24 protein-coding genes are annotated in these 21,309 nt (G+C 53.7%); 7 read left to right on the forward strand and 17 right to left on the reverse strand.

The genetic code is table 11. The features are described from left to right. Positions 1–52: 52 nt before the first annotated feature. The 8 genes from fusA to fkpA all read right to left on the reverse strand — a co-directional run bounded on the left by fusA (position 53) and on the right by fkpA (position 6,261). Positions 53–2,167: an elongation factor G gene (gene fusA / locus LH23_RS03465; RefSeq protein ID WP_039288316.1), complete on the reverse strand. Its 2,115-nt coding sequence runs from the start codon at positions 2,165–2,167 to the stop codon at positions 53–55. A gap of 93 nt (positions 2,168–2,260) precedes the next feature. Next, positions 2,261–2,731, reverse strand: a complete 471-nt coding sequence (gene rpsG, locus LH23_RS03470) for a 30S ribosomal protein S7 (protein WP_008457106.1) — start codon at positions 2,729–2,731, stop codon at positions 2,261–2,263. 95 nt (positions 2,732–2,826) lie between these two features. Further along, positions 2,827–3,201: a 30S ribosomal protein S12 gene (gene rpsL / locus LH23_RS03475; RefSeq protein WP_008457105.1), complete on the reverse strand. Its 375-nt coding sequence runs from the start codon at positions 3,199–3,201 to the stop codon at positions 2,827–2,829. Between the two features lie 124 nt (positions 3,202–3,325). Next, positions 3,326–3,613: a sulfurtransferase complex subunit TusB gene (tusB, locus tag LH23_RS03480; protein WP_039288319.1), complete on the reverse strand. Its 288-nt coding sequence runs from the start codon at positions 3,611–3,613 to the stop codon at positions 3,326–3,328. Between the two features lie 7 nt (positions 3,614–3,620). Beyond that, the gene (gene tusC / locus LH23_RS03485) at positions 3,621–3,980 is read right to left on the reverse strand and encodes a sulfurtransferase complex subunit TusC (protein ID WP_039288322.1); all 360 of its coding nucleotides are present in this window, start codon (positions 3,978–3,980) and stop codon (positions 3,621–3,623) included. Continuing rightward, positions 3,980–4,366 carry a sulfurtransferase complex subunit TusD gene (gene tusD, locus LH23_RS03490; protein ID WP_039288325.1) on the reverse strand — a complete coding sequence of 129 codons (387 nt, stop codon included), beginning with the start codon at positions 4,364–4,366 and terminating at the stop codon, positions 3,980–3,982. The genes tusC and tusD overlap by 1 nt, the downstream gene beginning before the upstream one ends. Further along, a complete protein-coding gene (locus tag LH23_RS03495; protein ID WP_008457101.1) occupies positions 4,366–5,094 on the reverse strand; it encodes a helix-turn-helix transcriptional regulator in 729 nt (242 codons plus the stop codon). The genes tusD and LH23_RS03495 overlap by 1 nt, the downstream gene beginning before the upstream one ends. Before the next feature lie 339 nt (positions 5,095–5,433). Continuing rightward, positions 5,434–6,261 (reverse strand): FKBP-type peptidyl-prolyl cis-trans isomerase, encoded by an 828-nt coding sequence (fkpA, locus tag LH23_RS03500; RefSeq protein WP_008457100.1) that lies wholly within the window; start codon positions 6,259–6,261, stop codon positions 5,434–5,436. Positions 6,262–6,491: 230 nt separating this feature from the next. Between fkpA and LH23_RS03505 the strand changes: the two genes are divergently transcribed. Then, the gene (locus LH23_RS03505) at positions 6,492–6,710 is read left to right on the forward strand and encodes a protein SlyX (RefSeq protein ID WP_008457099.1); all 219 of its coding nucleotides are present in this window, start codon (positions 6,492–6,494) and stop codon (positions 6,708–6,710) included. Positions 6,711–6,761: 51 nt separating this feature from the next. On the opposite strand, the gene slyD is transcribed toward LH23_RS03505, so the two are convergent. The 4 genes from slyD to kefG all read right to left on the reverse strand — a co-directional run bounded on the left by slyD (position 6,762) and on the right by kefG (position 10,013). After that, positions 6,762–7,346 (reverse strand): peptidylprolyl isomerase, encoded by a 585-nt coding sequence (gene slyD, locus LH23_RS03510; protein ID WP_039288330.1) that lies wholly within the window; start codon positions 7,344–7,346, stop codon positions 6,762–6,764. Between the two features lie 98 nt (positions 7,347–7,444). Further along, positions 7,445–7,645 (reverse strand): YheV family putative zinc ribbon protein, encoded by a 201-nt coding sequence (locus tag LH23_RS03515; protein WP_016538480.1) that lies wholly within the window; start codon positions 7,643–7,645, stop codon positions 7,445–7,447. An 11-nt stretch (positions 7,646–7,656) separates the two neighbouring features. After that, positions 7,657–9,462, reverse strand: coding sequence for a glutathione-regulated potassium-efflux system protein KefB (gene kefB, locus LH23_RS03520; RefSeq protein WP_039288336.1), 1,806 nt, complete (start codon positions 9,460–9,462; stop codon positions 7,657–7,659). Next, positions 9,462–10,013, reverse strand: coding sequence for a glutathione-regulated potassium-efflux system ancillary protein KefG (kefG, locus tag LH23_RS03525; protein WP_176227838.1), 552 nt, complete (start codon positions 10,011–10,013; stop codon positions 9,462–9,464). The genes kefB and kefG overlap by 1 nt, the downstream gene beginning before the upstream one ends. Before the next feature lie 124 nt (positions 10,014–10,137). On the opposite strand from kefG, the gene LH23_RS03530 reads away from it, so the two are divergent. Beyond that, positions 10,138–12,042: an ABC transporter ATP-binding protein gene (locus LH23_RS03530; protein ID WP_039288342.1), complete on the forward strand. Its 1,905-nt coding sequence runs from the start codon at positions 10,138–10,140 to the stop codon at positions 12,040–12,042. Positions 12,043–12,083: 41 nt separating this feature from the next. On the opposite strand, the gene LH23_RS03535 is transcribed toward LH23_RS03530, so the two are convergent. Continuing rightward, complete coding sequence (locus tag LH23_RS03535; RefSeq protein ID WP_039288345.1) at positions 12,084–12,686, reverse strand: LysE family translocator; 603 nt, start codon at positions 12,684–12,686, stop codon at positions 12,084–12,086. Between the two features lie 60 nt (positions 12,687–12,746). Between LH23_RS03535 and LH23_RS03540 the strand changes: the two genes are divergently transcribed. The 3 genes from LH23_RS03540 (at position 12,747) to LH23_RS03550 (ending at position 14,943) form a co-directional block, all read left to right on the forward strand. After that, a complete protein-coding gene (locus tag LH23_RS03540) occupies positions 12,747–13,763 on the forward strand; it encodes a hydrolase (protein WP_052050119.1) in 1,017 nt (338 codons plus the stop codon). 1 nt (position 13,764) lies between these two features. Further along, complete coding sequence (locus tag LH23_RS03545) at positions 13,765–13,983, forward strand: YheU family protein (RefSeq protein WP_008457083.1); 219 nt, start codon at positions 13,765–13,767, stop codon at positions 13,981–13,983. A 90-nt stretch (positions 13,984–14,073) separates the two neighbouring features. Then, a complete protein-coding gene (locus LH23_RS03550) occupies positions 14,074–14,943 on the forward strand; it encodes a phosphoribulokinase (RefSeq protein ID WP_039288349.1) in 870 nt (289 codons plus the stop codon). A gap of 36 nt (positions 14,944–14,979) precedes the next feature. Here the strand turns inward: LH23_RS03550 and LH23_RS03555 are convergent, their stop codons facing one another. Continuing rightward, positions 14,980–15,384, reverse strand: coding sequence for an OsmC family protein (locus LH23_RS03555; RefSeq protein ID WP_039288352.1), 405 nt, complete (start codon positions 15,382–15,384; stop codon positions 14,980–14,982). A 313-nt stretch (positions 15,385–15,697) separates the two neighbouring features. Between LH23_RS03555 and crp the strand changes: the two genes are divergently transcribed. Next, the gene (gene crp / locus LH23_RS03560) at positions 15,698–16,330 is read left to right on the forward strand and encodes a cAMP-activated global transcriptional regulator CRP (protein WP_000242758.1); all 633 of its coding nucleotides are present in this window, start codon (positions 15,698–15,700) and stop codon (positions 16,328–16,330) included. A gap of 62 nt (positions 16,331–16,392) precedes the next feature. Beyond that, complete coding sequence (locus tag LH23_RS03565) at positions 16,393–18,477, forward strand: YccS/YhfK family putative transporter (protein ID WP_039288357.1); 2,085 nt, start codon at positions 16,393–16,395, stop codon at positions 18,475–18,477. Positions 18,478–18,479: 2 nt separating this feature from the next. Here the strand turns inward: LH23_RS03565 and argD are convergent, their stop codons facing one another. From argD to ppiA, 3 genes are all read right to left on the reverse strand, one after another. Continuing rightward, a complete protein-coding gene (gene argD / locus LH23_RS03570) occupies positions 18,480–19,700 on the reverse strand; it encodes a bifunctional acetylornithine/succinyldiaminopimelate transaminase (RefSeq protein ID WP_039288360.1) in 1,221 nt (406 codons plus the stop codon). A gap of 89 nt (positions 19,701–19,789) precedes the next feature. Then, entirely contained in the window at positions 19,790–20,353 is a 564-nt protein-coding gene (gene pabA, locus LH23_RS03575; protein WP_039288363.1) for an aminodeoxychorismate synthase component 2, read from the reverse strand. A 125-nt stretch (positions 20,354–20,478) separates the two neighbouring features. Beyond that, positions 20,479–21,051, reverse strand: coding sequence for a peptidylprolyl isomerase A (gene ppiA / locus LH23_RS03580; RefSeq protein ID WP_039288366.1), 573 nt, complete (start codon positions 21,049–21,051; stop codon positions 20,479–20,481). Positions 21,052–21,309 lie beyond the last annotated feature (258 nt).

Here is a 21,309-nt window from a genome sequence, read left to right on the forward strand (position 1 = left end):
GTGCTCTCACCTTATGGAGAGAGCACGGGATCATTGTGTTAAAAGCGTTGGCTTATTTGCCACGAGCTTCGATTACGGCCTGAGCAACGTTGTTAGGTGCGTCATCATACTTCAGGAATTCCATGGAGTAAGATGCACGACCTTTGGTCAGAGAACGCAGCTGAGTTGCGTACCCGAACATTTCAGACAACGGAACTTCAGCATGAATCTGTACGCCAGTAGCGTTAGATTCCTGGCCTTTCAGCTGACCACGACGACGGCTAAGGTCACCGATAACGTCACCGGTGTTCTCTTCCGGAGTTTCAACTTCAACCTTCATGATAGGCTCAAGCAGAACTGGTTTAGCTTTCTTAAAGCCATCTTTGAAGGCAATAGAAGCGGCCAGTTTAAACGCCAGCTCGGAGGAGTCAACGTCATGGTAAGAACCGAAGTGCAGACGCACGCCGAGATCAACAACCGGGTAACCCGCCAGTGGACCAGATTTCAGCTGCTCCTGGATGCCTTTATCAACGGCAGGAACGTATTCGCCAGGAATTACGCCGCCTTTGATGTCGTTGATGAACTCGTAACCTTTAGGGTTAGAGCCCGGCTCCAGTGGGTACATGTCGATAACAACATGACCGTACTGACCACGACCACCAGACTGCTTGGCGTGTTTACCTTCGATATCGGTAACTTTAGCGCGAATCGCTTCGCGGTAAGCAACCTGAGGTTTACCGACGTTCGCTTCAACGTTGAATTCACGCTTCATACGGTCAACGATGATGTCGAGGTGCAGCTCACCCATACCGGCGATGATGGTCTGGTTAGATTCTTCATCAGTCCATACGCGGAATGATGGGTCTTCTTTAGCCAGACGGCCCAGAGCCAGACCCATTTTTTCCTGGTCAGCTTTGGTTTTTGGTTCAACGGCGATGGAGATTACCGGCTCTGGGAATTCCATACGCTCCAGAATGATAGGCGAATCTGGATCACACAGGGTGTCACCAGTAGTTACGTCTTTCAGACCGATAGCAGCCGCGATGTCGCCTGCGCGAACTTCTTTGATCTCTTCACGTTTGTTAGCGTGCATCTGAACGATACGGCCAAAGCGCTCACGAGCAGCTTTAACGGAGTTCAGCACGGTATCACCGGAGTTAACAACGCCGGAGTAAACGCGGAAGAAGGTCAGGTTACCAACGAACGGGTCAGTTGCGATTTTGAATGCCAGAGCAGCAAACGGCTCGTCGTCAGTTGCGTGACGCTCAGCCGGAGTGTCTTTACCGTCATCCAGAATACCGTTGATTGCCGGTACGTCGGTTGGTGCTGGCAGGTAATCGATTACCGCATCCAGCATCGCCTGAACACCTTTGTTCTTAAATGCAGAACCACAGGTAACCAGGATGATTTCGTTGTTCAGAACGCGCTGACGCAGAGCTTTCTTGATTTCTTCCTCGGTCAGCTCTTCGCCGCCCAGGTATTTTTCCATCAGCTCTTCAGAGGCTTCTGCAGCGGACTCGATCAGGTTCTGGTGCCATTCGTCAGCCAGGTCCTGCATGTCAGCTGGGATATCTTCGTATTCGAAGGTAACGCCCTGATCTGCATCGTTCCAGTTGATGGCTTTCATTTTCACCAGGTCGATAACGCCGGTGAAACCTTCTTCAGCACCAATCGCCAGCTGAAGCGGAACAGGGTTCGCGCCCAGACGGGATTTGATCTGGCCTACAACTTTCAGGAAGTTTGCACCCATACGGTCCATTTTGTTAACGAACGCGATGCGTGGAACTTTGTATTTGTTAGCCTGACGCCATACGGTTTCAGACTGTGGCTGAACACCACCAACTGCGCAGTAAACCATTACTGCACCGTCAAGAACACGCATGGAACGTTCTACTTCGATGGTGAAGTCAACGTGCCCTGGGGTGTCGATGATGTTTACGCGGTGCGGTTCATACTGCTTAGCCATACCAGACCAGAATGCAGTAGTTGCAGCGGAGGTAATGGTGATACCACGCTCCTGCTCCTGTTCCATCCAGTCCATGGTTGCAGCGCCGTCATGAACTTCACCGATTTTGTGGTTTACACCGGTGTAGAACAGAATACGTTCGGTAGTCGTGGTTTTACCGGCGTCGATGTGTGCACTGATACCGATGTTACGGTAGCGTGCAATGGGTGTTGTACGAGCCATTTGATTCCTCTATATCCTGGGACGTTCAAGTTAAGTAACCCAAAGCGGGCAGCTTCATGAAGCGCCCGCTTGGGTAACACTACGAAGGATTTATTACCAACGATAGTGAGCGAACGCCTTGTTGGCTTCAGCCATACGGTGAACGTCTTCACGTTTCTTCACTGCAGTGCCTTTGTTTTCTGCAGCATCAGACAGTTCATTCGCCAGGCGAAGAGCCATGGATTTATCACCGCGTTTACGAGCAGCTTCAACGATCCAACGCATTGCCAGAGCATTACGACGAACCGGACGAACTTCAACTGGAACCTGATAAGTAGAACCACCTACACGGCGGGACTTAACTTCGACGGTCGGACGGACGTTGTCCAGAGCGACTTCGAAAGCTTCCAGCTCGTTTTTACCAGAACGCTGAGCCAGGGTTTCCAGCGCGGTATAAACGATAGATTCTGCAGTAGATTTTTTACCATCTACCATCAGGATATTTACAAATTTAGCCAGCAGCTCTGATCCGAACTTAGGATCCGGCAGAATTTTACGCTGACCAATCACGCGACGACGTGGCATAGGAATACTCCGTTGTTAATTCAGGATTGTCCAAAACTCAAAGAGTTTATTTTGACATTAATTTAAAACGTTTGGCCTTACTTAACGGAGAACCATTAAGCCTTAGGACGCTTCACGCCATACTTGGAGCGAGATTGCTTACGGTCTTTAACGCCGGAGCAGTCAAGCGCACCACGAACGGTGTGGTAGCGAACACCTGGCAGGTCTTTAACACGACCACCACGGATCAGGATCACGGAGTGTTCCTGCAGGTTGTGACCTTCACCGCCGATGTAGGAGGTGACTTCAAAACCGTTAGTCAAACGCACACGGCAAACTTTACGCAGTGCGGAGTTTGGTTTTTTAGGAGTGGTGGTATATACACGGGTACATACACCACGTTTTTGCGGGCAAGCTTCCAGCGCAGGCACGTTGCTTTTTGCAACTTTGCGTACGCGTGGTTTGCGAACCAGCTGGTTAACTGTTGCCATTAAATAGCTCCTGGTTTTAGCTTTTGCTTCGTAAACACGTAATAAAACGGCCTCATATAATATGAGGACGCAGAATTTTAGGGCTGAGCCGAAAAGGTGTCAAGAAATATACAGCGATCCACCGTCACCAGGCGAACTGCTGGCTATGTTTTATCGTTAATCTGACGAAATCAGTATAGCCGACACGCTCAACTTTGGACGAAATTTGAGCAACAAGACCTCTAGCCTCAACATCTTCTTGCAGAGCGTGAACAGTAATGGGGGCAGAAAGCAGTAATTCAAGCGCCCGGCTGTCATTCAGCGCGGCAATCACGCCATCTTCAATCAGCAGTAAATCGTCGCCTGGCTGGGTATAACGCAGAATCTCGGTGATATCGCACTGAAAGGGCGAGTGACGTAAGGTATGCAACATGAGCGCCTCAGAAAGTGAGTACAACGTCGTACTGGTTTAATTTTTCCCTCAGCACATCAGGTGCCAACACTTCAGCATCAATAACCCAGGATGCCTGATCCGAAAGCCCTCTTTCCCTTAATGACGCTGCGCAAAGGAAGCACTGTTCGATATCATACAGCGGCAAAATGCGGAAGGTGGCGATGTAATCCCTGCCCAGTACTTTGGCAGGCTGTTGCCCCGGCAGCAGTTGTAAAACACCATCGCCAACAAAGAACACGCCGATATCTTCTGACAGGGCCGATGTCGCCAATAAGGCGTCCAGCCCTTCCCGGCCAGCAGTGCTGCCGTGCGGCGCAGATCGAAAAACAAAAGCAACGCGCTTCATTAGAACTGCACCATTCTTTCACAGGTAAGCGCGGCTTCTGCCAGCGCTCCCAGGCCACTAAGCGTAAAGCCAGGCTGGAGATTACTCACGTTGAGCCCCAAAGATTTGGCCTGTTCTTCATCAGTGACGCCGCGACGTAATGCCGCTGCCACGCAGATATGCAGTGCCACATCGTGCTGCGCGTTCAGGCTCTGCCACTCGCGGACAAGGTCAACCTCATCGCTTGCCGGGGCGGTCAGCTGATTGGCGTTATAAATCCCCTCACGGTAGAAAAAAACGCTCTCAAGCGTGTGTCCTTCCGCCAGCAACGCCCTGGCAAACAGCAATGCGCTGCTCGCCTGCTGCGTCCCATAAGCCGGGCCAGTGACCATCAAGGCAAAGCGCATTACTTATCCTGACCGAGGAAGTCGCCGTTTTTGAACTGGCGAATGTAGAGATAAACGGTATGTTTGGAAATGTTCAGCCGATCGGCAACCTGGTTGATGGCATCTTTGATGTCGAAGATGCCTTTCTCATAGAGGTTGAGCACTATCTGGCGGTTCTTGGCGTTGTTTGAGACGTTGCGATCGGCATTCACTTCTTCAATCGTGAATTCCAGCGTTTGCATCACAAGATCCTCTACGGAGGACGCAAAGTTCACCGAAGATGGGACTTCCTGATCCTGCGTTTCTGGTGGAATGAAGGTCGACATGATCTGGGAGAACGGCACGTCGAGATTCATGTTAATGCAAAGCAAACCAATCACCCGCTGGTCACGGTTGCGGATCGCAATCGTCACCGACTTCATCAGTACGCCGCTTTTTGCGCGAGTGAAGTAGCATTTAGAGACGCTGCTGTCGGCACCGGTCATATCGTGCAGCATGCGCAAAGCCAAATCGGTAATTGGCGAGCCTATTTTTCGCCCGGTATGTTCACCATTAGCGATACGAATGGCTGAACATTTCAGGTCCTGCAGGGAGTGCAGAACGATTTCGCAATGGGAGCCAATCAGCATCGCTAACCCGTCCACGACCGCTTCATAGGATTTTAATATTTCGAAGTCGGTTTGTTCAAAAGGACGCTGGTCCAGCAAATCAAGTTCACTGGTTTCGTTGGTTAAAAGCGAATTGGACATGAAAAAATACCACCCTCTCAGATTGATGACAAACGTCCGGACAACGGGGTTCTCGGGCGTTTGGGGTAAATCAGCAGACTTCGTCCATTATTTTTATTGCTGCAAATTGAGCGTGTTATGGATAAAAGACGTTGCCAGCAATTTACTCTAAAGAGAGCCTGTCGCGCTTTGATGGTGTCAGGGCAGACTCATACTCGATTGAAACGCTGCCCGCTAAGGTAATACAACGTAAGACGTGCTTTCCAGTCTTTATTCTCCTCATTACACGTGGGGGGAATAAACACCGGCGGCAAAAACAAAACCGCCGCCCGGTGGGCGGCGGCTCAAACAACCTGCTAATTACTTGCTTTTAGCAGCGTCAGCAGCTTTAGCATCTGCAGCAGCGGCTGGCTTAGCGTCAGCTTTTGGCGCTTGTTTAATGTCCAGCAGCTCAACTTCAAATACCAGCGTAGAGTTGGCAGGGATCCCCGGCACGCCGGTTTTGCCGTAAGCCAGTTCTGGTGGAATTACCAGCTTGATCTTGCCGCCTTTCTTGATGTTTTTCAGGCCTTCGGTCCAGCCAGGGATAACACCATCAAGGCGGAAGGACAGTGGCTCACCTCGGGTATAAGAGTTATCAAACTCTTTACCGTCGATCAGCGTACCTTTGTAGTTAACCACAACGGTATCGGTATCCTTCGGCGCATCACCAGTACCGTCTTTCTCAACTTTATACATCAGGCCGGTAGAAGAGGTTTTAACGCCTTTCTCTTTCGCGAAAGCATCACGGAAGGCTTTGCCTTTGTCCGCGTTCTCTTTAGCGTCTTTCTCCATTTTCTCCTGAGCGGAGGCTTTTACGCGAGTCTCAAACGCCTGCAGAGTTTGTTCAATTTCCTGGTCAGACAGTTTGCTCTTATCCGCAAATGCATCCTGTACGCCCGCGATCAGCTGAGCTTTGTCCAGGGTGATCCCCAGTTTCTCTTGCTCTTTCAGGGAGTTTTCCATGTAACGCCCGAGCGATGCGCCCAGTGCATAGGCAGCTTTCTGATCGTCGTTCTTAAAGGCCGCTTTGCTGTCAGCCTGAGCCGCAGGTGCATCTTTCGCAGCAGCAGGCGCCGCAAAAGCAGGGGCATTAAGGGCAACGGCCATTGTGGTCGCCAGAAGCGTTACTTTAAATAATGATTTCATCCATTTCTCCAAGGGCCGGGGCCTCTCACCCCAGGGTTTCAAATAAACTAAGTGACGTACTATAACGTCGTGAAAGAAATCTACACAATCTCTCAGCGAGTTATCGAGTCAAATTGAGATTCTTTTTGTTTAAAGAAGTTTCCTTCAACGTGCTTCTGCGCTGTAAAGCTTGGTCATTTTCAGTAAAATCACCGCATATTGTCCATCGCGCAGGCAAAAGAGGAACCGCCATGCACACTAAATCCACCGAACAACGGCTGGAAGATCTCGAGAGTCGTCTCGCATTTCAGGAGATTACGATTGAAGAGCTGAACCAGACCGTGACGGCGCACGAGCTTGAGATGGTCAAACTTCGCGAGCATTTCCGCCTGCTGGTTGAAAAGCTGAAGGCAAGTCAGCCGTCGATGATCGCTTCAGAGTCCGAAGAGACGCCACCGCCGCATTACTGAATAACAGATGTAAAAAAGGCCGCTAATGCGGCCTTTTCTCTTTCACAGCGATCAGTGGCAACCACAGCCGCCGTTACCGCAACCACCTTTACCATGCTCGTGGCCATGGTCGTGATCGTGGCCGTGACCACCGCAGCAACCATCGTGATCGTGGTCGTGATGATGGTCGTGCTCACCGTGAACGTGACCATGGGCCAGCTCTTCAGCAGTCGCTTCGCGGATAGCAACAACTTCCACGTTGAATTTCAGGTTCTGGCCAGCCAGCATGTGGTTACCGTCAACCACAACGTGCTCGTCTTCCACTTCGGTAATTTCGACCGGCACTGGACCCTGATCGGTTTCCGCCATAAAGCGCATACCAACCTGCAGCTCGTCAACGCCCATGAAGACGTCTTTCGGTACGCGCTGCACCAGATTTTCGTCGTACTGACCGTAAGCGTCGTTCGCGCCCACTTCAACGTCAAACTTGTCGCCAACTTCGTGACCATCCAGCGCCGTTTCCAGGCCAGAGATCAGGGAGCCGTGACCGTGCAGGTAGTCCAGCGGCGCGCTCACCGGAGACTCATCGACCAACACACCGTCTTCTGTACGTACCTGATAGGCCAGGCTGACCACCAGGTCTTTTGCTACTTTCATGATATCTCCTGAACGAGCGTAGGGAAAAAACTGGCGCCGATTGTAGCGGAAATCTGCGCCGCTGTACCCTCTAGCTTAAAAAAAGCTGCTGCATCTCGCTAGTCGGGATGGAAAATCCCTATCACTTGCTCCTGCTCACGAACGTGCTCGCGAACCTGCTTATCGGCTTCACGCATCTGATGGCCGCACTTAACGCACTCAACGATATCAACATTGTTCTCACGCCATAGCGCGAGGGAATCCTTAGCCTGACACTTAGGGCAAACCGCCCCGGCAATAAAACGCTTACGCACTGACATTGGCTTCACCTTTATTCAAATTCGTCCCAGCCGTCCAGCTGCCGACGCTCTTGCTGCATTTCACGCTCAAAAATATCTTCCAGTTCACGCCGTGCTTCCCGCACCCTGGAAATCTGCGCGCTGTCCGTGTGAATTGGCATCAATTCACGCAGCATACGCATATCCAGCCGACGGAAATGCAATTGAGCTCGATGCGCCTGGTGCGGATGCATACCCAGCGTGAGCAAGGCCTTACGCCCAAGCTCAAGGGCGCTTGAGAATGTTTCACGCGAGAACAGCTTAACGCCGGCCTGCAGCAATTCATGTGCTTCCACGCGGCCGCGAGCGCGCGCCAGTATCGCCAGATGTGGAAAGTGTTGTTGACAGAGGTGGACAATCCGCATTGTATCTTCCGGCTCATTGCAGGTGATAACAATGGATTTGGCCTCTTCCGCTCCCGCCGAACGCAGCAGTTCCACTTCCGTCGCATCGCCGTAATACACTTTATAGCCGTATTTTCTCATCAGGCTCACGGCGCTAATATCCCGTTCAAGAACGGTGATACGCATCTTATTCGCCATCAGCAGGCGGCCAATCACCTGACCAAAACGCCCAAACCCGACGATGATGACCTGCGGATGGTCATCCTCAACGTAAGGCGTCTCCTCAGTTTCCTCGCCGGGATTAAAGCGCCGGGCAAGAATCGCATCAACGCCTTTCATCAGCAGCGGCGTGGTCATCATCGACAGCGTCACCGTCACCAGCAGCAGCGGCATTTGATCGCCCTGGAACAGCTTCTGCGAAGCCGCCGCGGAAAACAGCACGAAGGCAAACTCGCCGCCCTGGCTTAGCACGCCGGCAAACTGCAGCCGCTCAGAGCTGCGCAAACCATAAACCCGCGACAGGCCGTACAAAATGGTGGCTTTCACCGCCACCAACGCAACCACGCTCACGGCAATCCACAGCAAATGGGTGAACAAAACACCCAGGTTCAGCGCCATGCCGACAGAGATAAAGAACAACCCCAGCAGCAGGCCTTTGAACGGATCGATGGCAATCTCAAGCTCGTGGCGATATTCGCTTTCTGCCAACAGCACGCCAGCCAGAAACGTCCCCAACGCCATTGAAAACCCAAGCGCCTCCATAAACAGCGCCGAGCCAAGCACCAGCAAAAGAGAAGCGGCGGTAAAGACTTCACGCACCCCAGAACCGGCAATAAAGCGGAAAACAGGGCGAAGCAGATAGCGCCCGCCCAACAACATGCCGATAAACGCCAGCGCCTTCAGGCCGACTTTAATCCAGTCTGTATGATCGTCGCCGTTTCCGGCCAGCAGTGGCACCAGCGCCAATGCAGGGATCACCGCCAGATCCTGGAACAAGAGTACCGAAAAGCCTAACTGCCCGGACTCACTGCGGTTCATGCTTTTATCGCGCATCAGCTGCAGCGCCATCGCCGTGGAGGACATCGCAAGGCCGATACCGCCCACTACCGCAGCCTGCCAGGAGAAATTCGTCAGCATCAGCAGGCCCGCGAGCACCACCGCGCTGAGAATGACCTGCGCCGCCCCAACGCCAAAGATAGAGCGCCTCAGTTGCCATAGCTTCGACGGATTCAGCTCCAGCCCGATGATAAACATCAGGAACACCACGCCCAGCTCAGAGAAGTGAAGGATCTCATCAACATCGCTGATAAACCCTAAACCCCAGGGGCCAATGGCGATACCTGCCAGCAAATAGCCCAATACAGCGCCGATGCCTAAACGTGCGGCTACGGGCACGGCAACCACCGCAGCGAAGAGAAACAGTACCCCCGCCAGCAGTAAATCAGACCCTTCCATCAACGCCCTCCCATCTGCAGCGGATTCGCCAGCCACTCACCATAGGCTTTCGCATGGCTTTGCAGCTCCGGCTTAGACTGGCGGCGCGCCCAATAAACGATAATCGGCATCAGCCAGTGCATCTTGCACATCGCGGCGGTGAGTTCAAACGGTCGCAAAATTTCGGTTAAAGGAAAGCGGTTATAGCCGTCATAGCGATAGGCCCCTTCCGGCTCACCGGTGGTGATCACGCTGCGCCAGTACTTTCCCGCCAGCGCGTTGCCTCCGATGCCGCTGGCAAAGTCCCGACTTAAGACGCGATCCATCCACTCTTTCAGCAACGCAGGGCAGCTGTAGGTATAGAGAGGGTGTTGAAAAACAATGACATCGTGCTCCAGCAGCAATGACTGTTCGTGATAAATATCGATAAAGAAATCGGGATAGTGCGCGTAGAGATCGTGCACGGTCACATTTTCAAGCTGCAGAGCCGGCTGAAGCAAAACCCGGTTAGCCACCGAGTCCTGGGATTCCGGATGGGCATACAGCAGCAAAACTTTCGGCGGCTGCGACATCATTACCCTCCAGGGCGTCGTCATAGTCATTATTTTGGGCTACCATGCAGCCCGACCTGTTGCCCAGGCGACATGTTAACGAATTACAATGACAATTTAACATACTCTGAACATACGGCGCTTTATGATTGTTTTCTCCTCGTTACAAATTCGTCGCGGCACCCGCGTTCTGCTGGATAACGCCACCGCCACCATCAACCCCGGGCAAAAAGTCGGCCTGGTGGGTAAAAACGGCTGTGGAAAATCCACGCTGCTGGCGTTGCTGAAAAACGAGATAAGCGCCGACGGCGGAAGCGCAAGCTTCCCCGGCAACTGGCAGCTTGCCTGGGTGAATCAGGAAACGCCCGCCCTTGCGATGCCGGCGATAGAGTATGTCATCGACGGTGACCGCGAATTCCGCAAGCTGGAAGCCGAGCTAAACGCCGCCAACGAACGCAACGACGGTCACGCCATTGCGCTGGTTCACGGCAAGCTGGACGCGGTAGATGCGTGGACCATTCGCTCCCGTGCCTCCAGCCTGCTGCACGGTCTGGGCTTCAGCAATGAACAACTGGAACGCCCGGTAAGCGATTTCTCGGGCGGCTGGCGCATGCGTCTTAACCTTGCCCAGGCGCTAATTTGCCGTTCCGACCTGCTGCTGCTCGATGAACCGACTAACCACCTCGATCTGGACGCGGTCATCTGGCTGGAACGCTGGCTGAAAAGCTACCAGGGTACCCTGATTCTTATCTCTCACGACCGGGACTTCCTCGACCCGGTGGTCGATAAAATCATCCACATCGAACAGGAAAATATGTTCGAGTACACCGGCAACTATTCATCGTTTGAGATCCAGCGCGCGACCCGGCTGTCTCAACAACAATCAATGTACGAAAGCCAGCAGCAAAAAGTGGCCCACCTGCAAAGCTTTATCGATCGCTTCAAAGCTAAAGCGTCCAAAGCCAAGCAGGCGCAGAGCCGCGTGAAAATGCTGGAGCGCATGGAGCTGATTGCCCCGGCCCACGTCGATAACCCGTTCCACTTCAGCTTCCGTGCGCCAGAAAACCTGCCCAACCCGCTGCTGCGGATGGAAAAGGTCAGCGCGGGCTACGGCGAGCGGGTGATCCTCAACTCCATCAAGCTGAACCTTGTTCCTGGCTCACGCATTGGCCTGTTGGGCCGAAACGGCGCGGGTAAATCCACGTTAATCAAACTACTGGCCGGTGAGTTACAGCCGCTGCAGGGTGATATTGGCCTGGCCAAAGGCATCAAGCTCGGCTACTTCGCCCAGCATCAGTTGGAATACTTGCGCGCCGATGAATCGCCACTTCAGCACCTGGCTCGCATTGCCCCACGTGAATTGGAACAGCAACTGCGCGACTATCTGGGCGGCTTTGGTTTCCAGGGCGATAAAGTCACGGAGCAGACGGCACGTTTCTCCGGCGGTGAAAAAGCCAGGCTGGTACTGGCGCTGATTGTCTGGCAGCGCCCTAACCTGCTGCTGCTCGATGAACCGACGAACCACCTTGATCTCGACATGCGCCAGGCGCTGACCGAAGCGCTAATCGATTTTGAAGGCGCGCTGGTTGTGGTTTCGCACGACCGTCACCTGCTACGCTCCACCACGGACGATTTGTACCTGGTGCATGACGGCAAAGTGGAAGCTTTCGATGGTGACCTTGAGGATTACCAGCAGTGGCTGAGCGACCTGCAAAAACAGGAAAATCAGCCCGCTGAATCCGCGAAGGATAATGCCAACAGCGCCCAGGCCCGCAAGGACCAAAAGCGCCGTGAGGCCGAACTTCGCACGCAAACCCAGCCGCTGCGCAAGCAAATCACCCAGCTCGAAAAGCAGATGGAAAAGCTGAACGCCCAGCTTGCAGAGGTAGAAGAAAAGCTGGCAGACAGCGCTATCTACGACCAGAGCCGTAAAGCCGAGATGAACGAATGCCTGCAAACGCAGGTAAAAGTGAAGTCGGCGCTGGAAGAGTGCGAAATGGAATGGCTGGACGCTCAGGAACAGCTTGAACAGATGCTTCAGGCCGACTAAACCCCAGGTTTTCCCTCTCCTCGCGGGGAGAGGGTTTACCCTCAGCGCCAGATAAGCAGCACGCAGGCGGCGGTTAACACGCCCATGCTGACGTTGAAAATAGCCCAGGAACGACGGCTGCGCAGGAACAGGCCAATCAGGCTACCAAAGGCTATCCAGATAACTCCGGCCACAATGTTGACCAGCGCAATCCCTAAGCTAATCATCGCCACGGAATGCAGGTAGGCTGCGCCTGCCAGGCTGAAACTGGCTACCGCGCCCAGCGCCATCAGCCAGGCTTTAGGGTTAATCACCTGCAGCAGGCCGCCCTGCCAGAAAGGTACCGGAGACGGCGGCGCCGCATCCGTCTCTAATCGCTCGTATTTCGCGGTGCCAATTTTCCAGGCCAGCCACAAAAGGTAAACGCTCCCGGCAATCTTCAGGATAAGGTGCAGAGCAGGGTAAAGCAGGATTAAGCTACCCACGCCAAAGGCAACAAGCACTAAAATGCACTGCATTCCGAGCATGATGCCAATCATCAGTGGCAGGCTGCGGAAGAAACCGTAATTCGCCCCGGATGCGGTAAGTAGCGTATTATTAGGGCCAGGTGTGATGGCGGCGACCCAGAGAAAGCCCAGCAACGAAAGAAAAAGCGTTAAGTCCATGAATTGGGTGCTCCACACCCGAAGAATAATTAGCGAACTAAACGAAACTAACAGTGTGATATGGCCAGTACAAGTCCTTTAGAATTGAATATTCATCATGATGAAGGTGACGATTTCCGCCCGATGCGCGGACTCAGTAACCCGCATCTGCAAACCATGATCCCACGTTTGATTCGTCGTCGAATCAATTTCAAACCCCACTGGCAGCGGCTGGATATGCCGGACGGGGATTTTGTCGATCTTGCGTGGAGCGAAGATCCGCAAACCGCCCTGCACAAACCGCGTTTGGTGGTGTTTCACGGGCTGGAAGGCAGCCTCCACAGCCCCTACGCCCATGGCATGATAGAAGCGGCGAAAAAACGCGGCTGGCTGGGCGTGGTGATGCATTTTCGCGGCTGCAGTGGCGTGCCAAATCGCAAAGAACGCATTTACCACTCCGGCGAAACGGAAGACGGCACTTACTTCCTCGAATGGTTGAATCAGCGTTACGGTGAAGTCCCCACCGCTGCCGTTGGTTTTTCGCTGGGCGGGAATATGCTCGCCTGCCTGATGGCAAAACAGGGCGCAGCCTGCACGCTGAAAGCCGGCGTGATTGTTTCCGCCCCGCTGATGCTTGAGCAGTGTTGCTACCACATGGAGCAGGGCTTCTCGCGCGTCTATCAGCATTATCTGCTGAACCTGCTGAAGAAAAATGCCGCCCGTAAGCTGAAGAGCTACCCTGGCTCGCTGCCTATCGACCTGCGCAAGCTGAAAAGCCTGCGCCGCATTCGCGAGTTCGATGATTTAATTACCTCGAAGATCCATGGCTTTGCCGACGCGCTGGACTACTATCGCCAGTGCAGCGCCATGCCGCTCTTGCCTGAAATTGCCGCTCCGACGCTGATTATCCATGCCAAGGACGACCCGTTCATGGATCACCACGTCATCCCGGATCGTGAAACGCTGCCGCCCAATATCCAGTATCAACTCACTACTTACGGCGGCCACGTTGGCTTTGTTGGCGGCACTCTGCTACGCCCACAAATGTGGCTTGAGCAGCGTATTCCCGACTGGCTAACCCGCTTCCTGGACCATTGAAATGATCATCCCCTGGCAAGATCTCGACCCCGAAACGCTCGACAATTTGATTGAATCTTTTGTATTACGAGAAGGCACAGATTATGGTGAGCAGGAGCGCTCGCTGACGCAAAAAGTCGCCGACGTGAAGCGCCAGTTACAAAGCGGCGAGGCCGTGCTGGTTTGGTCTGAACTCCATGAAACGGTGAACATTATGCCGCGCGGGCAGTTTCGCGGCTGACCGCTAACTGGCAGGGTGATCTATACTGGCTGAAAAGTATAACAAGCAGATACAGCTCTCTTTTCCGATCCCTCACGGAGTTTTCACCCTATGTCAGCCAAACACCCGGTTATTGCGGTCACAGGTTCCAGCGGCGCCGGAACGACAACCACCAGCCTCGCTTTTCGCAAAATTTTCCAGCAGCTCAACCTGCGCGCCGCCGAAGTTGAAGGCGACAGTTTCCACCGCTATACCCGCCCGGAAATGGATATGGCTATCCGCAAGGCGCGGGATGCCGGCCGTCATATCAGCTATTTTGGGCCAGAAGCCAACGACTTCGGGCTATTGGAACAAACCTTTATCGAGTACGGCCAGACCGGCAAAGGGCAATCGCGCAAATACCTGCATACCTACGATGAAGCCGTGCCGTGGAATCAGGTACCAGGGACTTTTACCCCGTGGCAGCCGCTCCCCGAGCCCACTGACGTCCTGTTTTATGAAGGCTTGCACGGCGGCGTAGTCACCCCTCAGCATAACGTCGCCGACTGCGTCGATTTGCTGGTAGGCGTAGTGCCCATCGTTAACCTGGAATGGATCCAGAAACTGGTGCGCGACACCAGCGAGCGTGGGCATTCGCGGGAAGCGGTGATGGATTCCGTTGTGCGCTCCATGGATGATTACATCAACTTCATTACTCCACAATTCTCACGTACCCATATCAACTTCCAGCGCGTTCCGACGGTGGATACTTCTAACCCGTTTGCTGCCCGGGCCATTCCGTCGCTGGACGAAAGCTTCGTGGTCATTCACTTCCGCGGGCTGGACGACATCGACTTCCCTTATCTGCTGGCGATGTTGCAGGGGTCGTTTATCTCCCACATTAATACATTGGTGGTGCCGGGAGGGAAAATGGGGCTGGCGATGGAGCTGATCATGGCCCCGTTGGTGCAGAGGCTGGCGGAAGGCAGGAAAATTGCCTGATGGCGTCAGGGCGGTTTGTACACCGCCCTTTTCTACTTATGCTTCAATAATTTCGTAGCTGTGGCTAATCTCTGCGGCTTTCTCCAGCATCAACGTCACCGAGCAATATTTCTCTGCAGTCAGCTCAACGGCGCGGGCAACCGCACTTTCTTTCAGCTCTTTACCAGTCACAACAAAATGCAGATGGATGTGGGTAAACAGGCGTGGCGCTTCTTCACGACGTTCGGAAGTCAGTTTCACCTCACAATCCGTCACCTCATGACGGCCTTTTTGCAGAATCGACACCACGTCAATTGAGCTACAACCGCCCGCGGCCATCAGCAGCATTTCCATCGGACTTGGCGCTTTATCCCCGGAGTTGCCGTCCATCAGAATTTGGTGGCCAGAAGCGGATTCACCGAGGAAAGTCATGCCTTCCACCCATTTAACTCTTGCCTGCATTTTACCTACTCCCGTTGAGAAAATATTCTTTCAGATTACGCGTCTACGTGAAAACTGGCAACGTAAGGCGATCCAGGTCATGCTGAAACGAGACAATACAAGACACTTACCAAAAGCTATGCTAAAACAATCCGGATGCTGCTGCGATACAGAGACGTTTATGCCGTAAGCAGAGGAAACGACTAATTACAGGCCGCAGGGTTAACCTGCCCGCCAGCTCCCAGGGCTTGGGAAAATTTCACGATTGCAACGCCAGACAAGAGGTTTCACGTCTTGTCTTTGGTAGCCAGTTTATAACAGAGGATAACCGCGCATGGTGCTTGGCAAACCGCAAACAGACCCGACTCTCGAATGGTTCTTGTCTCATTGCCACATTCATAAGTATCCGTCGAAGAGCACGCTGATTCACCAGGGTGAAAAGGCGGAGACGCTGTACTACATCGTCAAAGGCTCCGTAGCTGTTCTGATTAAAGATGAAGAAGGCAAGGAGATGATCCTTTCTTATCTGAATCAGGGTGATTTCATTGGTGAATTAGGTTTATTCGAAGAAGGTCAGGAGCGTAGCGCCTGGGTTCGTGCCAAGACCGCCTGTGAAGTAGCTGAAATTTCCTATAAAAAATTCCGTCAGCTGATTCAGGTCAACCCGGACATCCTGATGCGCCTTTCTTCCCAGATGGCACGCCGCCTGCAGGTCACCTCTGAGAAAGTCGGCAACCTCGCGTTCCTCGACGTGACCGGCCGTATCGCTCAGACGTTGCTTAACCTGGCTAAACAGCCGGATGCCATGACCCACCCGGACGGGATGCAAATCAAAATCACCCGCCAGGAAATCGGTCAGATCGTGGGCTGCTCCCGCGAAACCGTTGGCCGTATTCTGAAAATGCTGGAAGATCAGAACCTCATTTCCGCCCACGGTAAAACGATTGTCGTTTACGGCACCCGTTAATTAGCCCTTATAAAGGCGTGTCGCTTCGGTAACACGCCTTTTTTGTCTCTACAATTCAGGCTATGTGGAAGAGATTAATTTACCACCCGGAAGTTAACTACGCGCTGAGGCAAACGCTGGTGCTGTGTCTTCCCGTGGCTATCGGCCTGATGCTTGGCAGCCTGCAAAACGGCCTGCTCTTCTCGTTAGTTCCCGCCTGCTGCAACATTGCCGGGCTGGACACACCGCACAAACGCTTCTTCAAACGTTTGATTATCGGCGGCAGCCTGTTCGCCCTCAGCAGCCTTATCCTGCAGCTTCTGCTGCTTTATACTCACATCCCGCTGCCGGCGATATTGATCGTCATGGCTCTGCTGCTCGGCGTCACGGCGGAAATCAGCTCACTTCACGCACGCCTGCTGCCCGCGTCACTGATCGCCGCTATTTTTACGCTCAGCATGGCCGGGAATATGCCGATCTGGAAACCCATGGTGCTCTATATCTTCGGCACCATCTGGTACGGCGCCTTCAACTGGTTTTGGTTCCGTCTATGGCGTGAACAGCCGCTCAGAGAGTCACTCAGCCTGTTGTATCGCCAGCTTGCAGATTACTGCGAAGCAAAATACAGCCTGCTGACCCAGCACACCGATCCGGAAAAGGCGCTGCCGCCGCTGCTTGCCCGCCAGCAAAAAGCCGTCGACCTGATAACCACCTGTTATCAGCAGTTGCATATGCTGTCCGCCAACCAGCAAAACGGCTACAAGCGCCTGTTACGTGCTTTCCAGGTCGCACTGGATTTGCAGGAGCACATTTCGGTTAGCCTGCATCAGCCGGAAGAGGTTCAGAAGCTGGTCGAGCAAAGCCATGCGGAAGCCGTGATCCGCTGGAATGCCCAAACCATCGCCGCGCGCCTGCGCGTGCTGGCAGACGATATTCTTTATCACCGCTACCCAACGCGTTTTACCATGGACAAGCAAATCGACGCGCTGGAAAAAATCGCCCGCCAGAACCCGGACAATCCTGTGGGGCAGTTCTGCCATTACCACTTTAGCCGCATTGCCCGGGTGCTGAAAACCCAGCGGCCGCTGTACGTGAGGGATTTAATGGAGGACAGGGAACGCCGTTTACCGTTTTTCCCGGCCCTGAAAAGCTATCTCTCGTTCAAATCCTCCGCTTTGCGCAGCTCCGCACGTTTAGGCGTGATGCTGACCATTGCCAGCCTGCTGGGCTCCTTCTTACACTTGCCAAAGCCGTATTGGATCCTGATGACGGTGATGTTCGTGACGCAAAATGGCTATGGTGCAACGCGGGTGCGCATCGTTCACAGGGCGGCAGGCACCATGGCAGGGCTGTGTATAGCGGGTATCACCCTGCACTTCCACGTCCCGGACAGCTACACCCTGCTGGCGATGTTAATGATTACGCTGGTGAGCTACCTGTTTATCCGCAAAAGCTACGGCTGGGCCACCATCGGTTTCACCGTCACGGCGGTATATACCCTGCAGCTCATCACTCTCAGCGCCGAGAGTTACATCATTCCCCGGCTCATAGACACCCTGCTCGGCTGCCTGATTGCCTTTGGCGGCATGATCTGGCTCTGGCCACAGTGGCAAACCGGCCTGCTGCGCCAGAACGCCCACGACGCGTTGGAGGCGGATCAGGACGCTATTCGGCTGATATTAAGCAACGATCCGGAACCCACCCCGCTGGCCTGGCAGCGTATGCGGGTCAACCAGGCGCACAACGCGCTGTTCAACTCGCTCAATCAGGCGATGCAGGAGCCAGGATTTAACTCTCACTACCTGGCAGACATGAAACTCTGGGTGACGCACAGCCAGTTCATCGTCGAGCATATCAACGCCATGACCACGCTGGCGCGCGAGCACAACATGCTGACGCCGGACCTGGCGCAAAAGTATCTGCAGTCTTGTGAAATTGGGTTACAGCGCTGCCAGCAAAGGCTGGAGTATGACGGGCCTGGGGGGTCGAACGACGCCAATATTCTGGAACCGGATACGCTGCCCACGGGGCCGTTAAGCACCATGGAGCAGCATTTACAGCGGATTATTGGCCATCTGAACACCATGCATACCATCTCATCGGTAGCCTGGCGTCAGCGGCCTCATCATGGGATCTGGCTGAGCCGCCGCCTGCGGCGCTCGGGTTAGTTTTACCCCGCCACCACGTGGGCAACGGCTTTGGCGAAGCGCTGCATCCCTTCCAGGATATCCGCGTCCTCGACAATAAGCGAAGGCGCGAAGCGCATAACATCCGGCCCGGCGTTCAACACCATCACACCTTCTGTCGCGCCCGCATAGAGAAACTCGCGGGCGCGCCCTTTGTACTTCTCGTTAAGCTCTGCGCCAATCAACAGTCCCATGCCGCGAATGTCGCTGAATAGATCAAACTGTGCGTTTATCTTTTGCAGTTGCTCGACGAAAAGCTGACGTTTGGCTGCTACGCCTTTAAGGACTTCTGGCGTGTTGATGATATCGAAAGCCGCCCCGGCCACCGCACACGCCAGCGGGTTACCGCCGTAGGTCGAGCCGTGACTGCCGACGTGGAACGCGGAGGCAATTTCATTGGTGGTCAGCATTGCGCTCACCGGGAAACCACCGCCCAGGGCTTTGGCGCTGGTCAAAATATCCGGTGTGACGCCGTAGTTGATATAAGCGAAGAGTTCGCCCGTGCGGCCCATACCGGACTGCACTTCATCAAAGACCAGCAGTGCCTGGTGCTCATCACACAAATCACGCAGCCCCTGCAGAAATTCCGGCGTCGCGGCGGTCACACCGCCCTCGCCCTGAATCGGCTCCACCACCACCGCGCAGGTATGATCGTCCATTACCGCTTTCACTGCAGCAAGGTCGTTATACGGCACATGAATAATATCGGCAGGCTTCGGGCCGAAGCCGTCGGAGTATTTAGCCTGTCCCCCCACGGAAACGGTGAACAGCGAACGTCCGTGAAACGCATTGTAGAAGGCGATGATTTTGCTTTTGTACGGGCTGTGGCGGGTCGAAGCATAATAGCGGGCCAGCTTAAAGGCCGTTTCGTTGGCTTCCGTACCGGAGTTCATGAACACAACGCGCTCGGCAAAAGTGGCATCAATCAGCTTACGGGCAAGCTTCAGGGCAGGCTCATTAGTAAAAACGTTGCTGGTGTGCCACAGAGTTTCGCCCTGGGTTTTCAGCGCCCCCACCAGCGCGGGGTGGCAATGCCCCAGCGCGGTCACGGCGATGCCTCCGGCAAAGTCTACGTATTCCTTCCCGGCGGAATCCCACACGCGGCTACCTTTTCCTTTCACTGGAATAAATTCTGCTGGTGCATAAATCGGCAGAATCACTTCATCGAAGGTTGCCCGCGTAACCGCTGATTGTTCAGTTCCCATTTATTCCCCACTCGTTTTTATGCGTTAGACATGAATGAAAATATAATCACGAAATATGCATAAAAAACCAAATGCAGGCAAGCGACAATTCACCTCTGGAGGAAATTCGCCAGCAGCGCATGCCCCTGTTCACTGAGAATACTTTCCGGGTGGAACTGCACGCCTTCCAGATCCAGCGAACGGTGACGGATACCCATGATTTCCTGTTTATCCGTCCTGGCCGTGACCTCAAAACAGTCAGGCAGAGTATCGGGATCAATGAGCAGCGAATGATAGCGCGTCACCGTCAGCGGATTATTCAGCCCACGGAACACGCCGCTACCGTTGTGGCTAATGGCGGACGTCTTACCATGCATCACCTGCTCTGCCCGCACAATACTCGCGCCAAACGCCTGTGCGATAGCCTGATGTCCGAGGCAAACACCCAGAATAGGGAGTTGTCCAGCGAAGTGATTAATGGCGGCAAGGGAGATACCTGCCTCAGTCGGGGTGCAAGGGCCAGGAGAGATCACCAGCTTGCCCGGAGCCAGACGCTCAATATCGTCCAGCCCAATTTCGTCGTTACGCTTCACCAACACCTCCTCACCCAGCTCGCAAAAATACTGGTAGAGGTTCCAGGTGAAGGAATCATAGTTGTCGATAAGCAGTAACATGGCGGCTCCAGGGCAAAAAAGAACGCGCTATTCTAGACGCTTTCTGACGCCTGGCTCACCACTTATTGAAATTCGCTGCTTCGGGGAAGGGACAGAGCGGGCGAAAAACGCCCGCGCGGGGATACTTACGGCAGAACCTTCGCAGAAAGGATCACGATAGGTTTCGTCGGCACATTCTGGTACGGGCCAACGTCATGGCTTGGCGCCTGGGAAATTTTATCGGCAACGTCCAGGCCTTTGACCACTTTACCAAATACGGCATAGCCAAAGTCGCGCTGGCCGTGATCCAGGAAGGCGTTATCAGCCACGTTAATAAAGAACTGGCTGGTTGCGCTGTCTTTGTCTGCGGTGCGCGCCATAGAAATGGTGCCACGAGTGTTACGCAGGCCATTGTCCGCTTCGTTCTTAATCGGCGCGTTAGGCTGCTTCTGATTCATATCTTCGGTGAAGCCACCGCCCTGAATCATAAAGCCCGGGATCACGCGGTGGAAGGTGGTGTTGTTATAAAAACCGCTATTGACGTAATCCACGAAGTTTTTGACCGAAACCGGCGCTTTTTGGCTATTTAACTCAAGCTCAATATTGCCAGCCGAGGTGGTCAACAGGACGTGCGGATCGCCTTTTGCAGCCAGCGCCGCAGGTGAAAGCGCAGAGAGGGCGAATACAGCTGCAACAGCCGCCAGTGTCGATTTGAGCATGAACAATTCCTTACGAAGGCAGTGAGTGAAGCAAGTGGCTTGATTGTAAAGAGGCACCGCAGCCGACGCCAGCCATTTACGGTTTTTTACTTACACGCAAATCAACAAGTTGCCGCGCCAACACGCTGAAATAGATTGAAATATGTGATGCACTTCATGATTCACTCAGTTTATTTCAGCAATAAATTCATAATTCATTTAAATAGATCACGCAAATGACTAAAATCTGCCCGTCCGCCGCGCTGTCAATGCGCTTTA

The sequence above is a fragment of the Cedecea neteri genome (assembly GCF_000758305.1).
Taxonomy (GTDB): domain Bacteria; phylum Pseudomonadota; class Gammaproteobacteria; order Enterobacterales; family Enterobacteriaceae; genus Cedecea; species Cedecea neteri_C.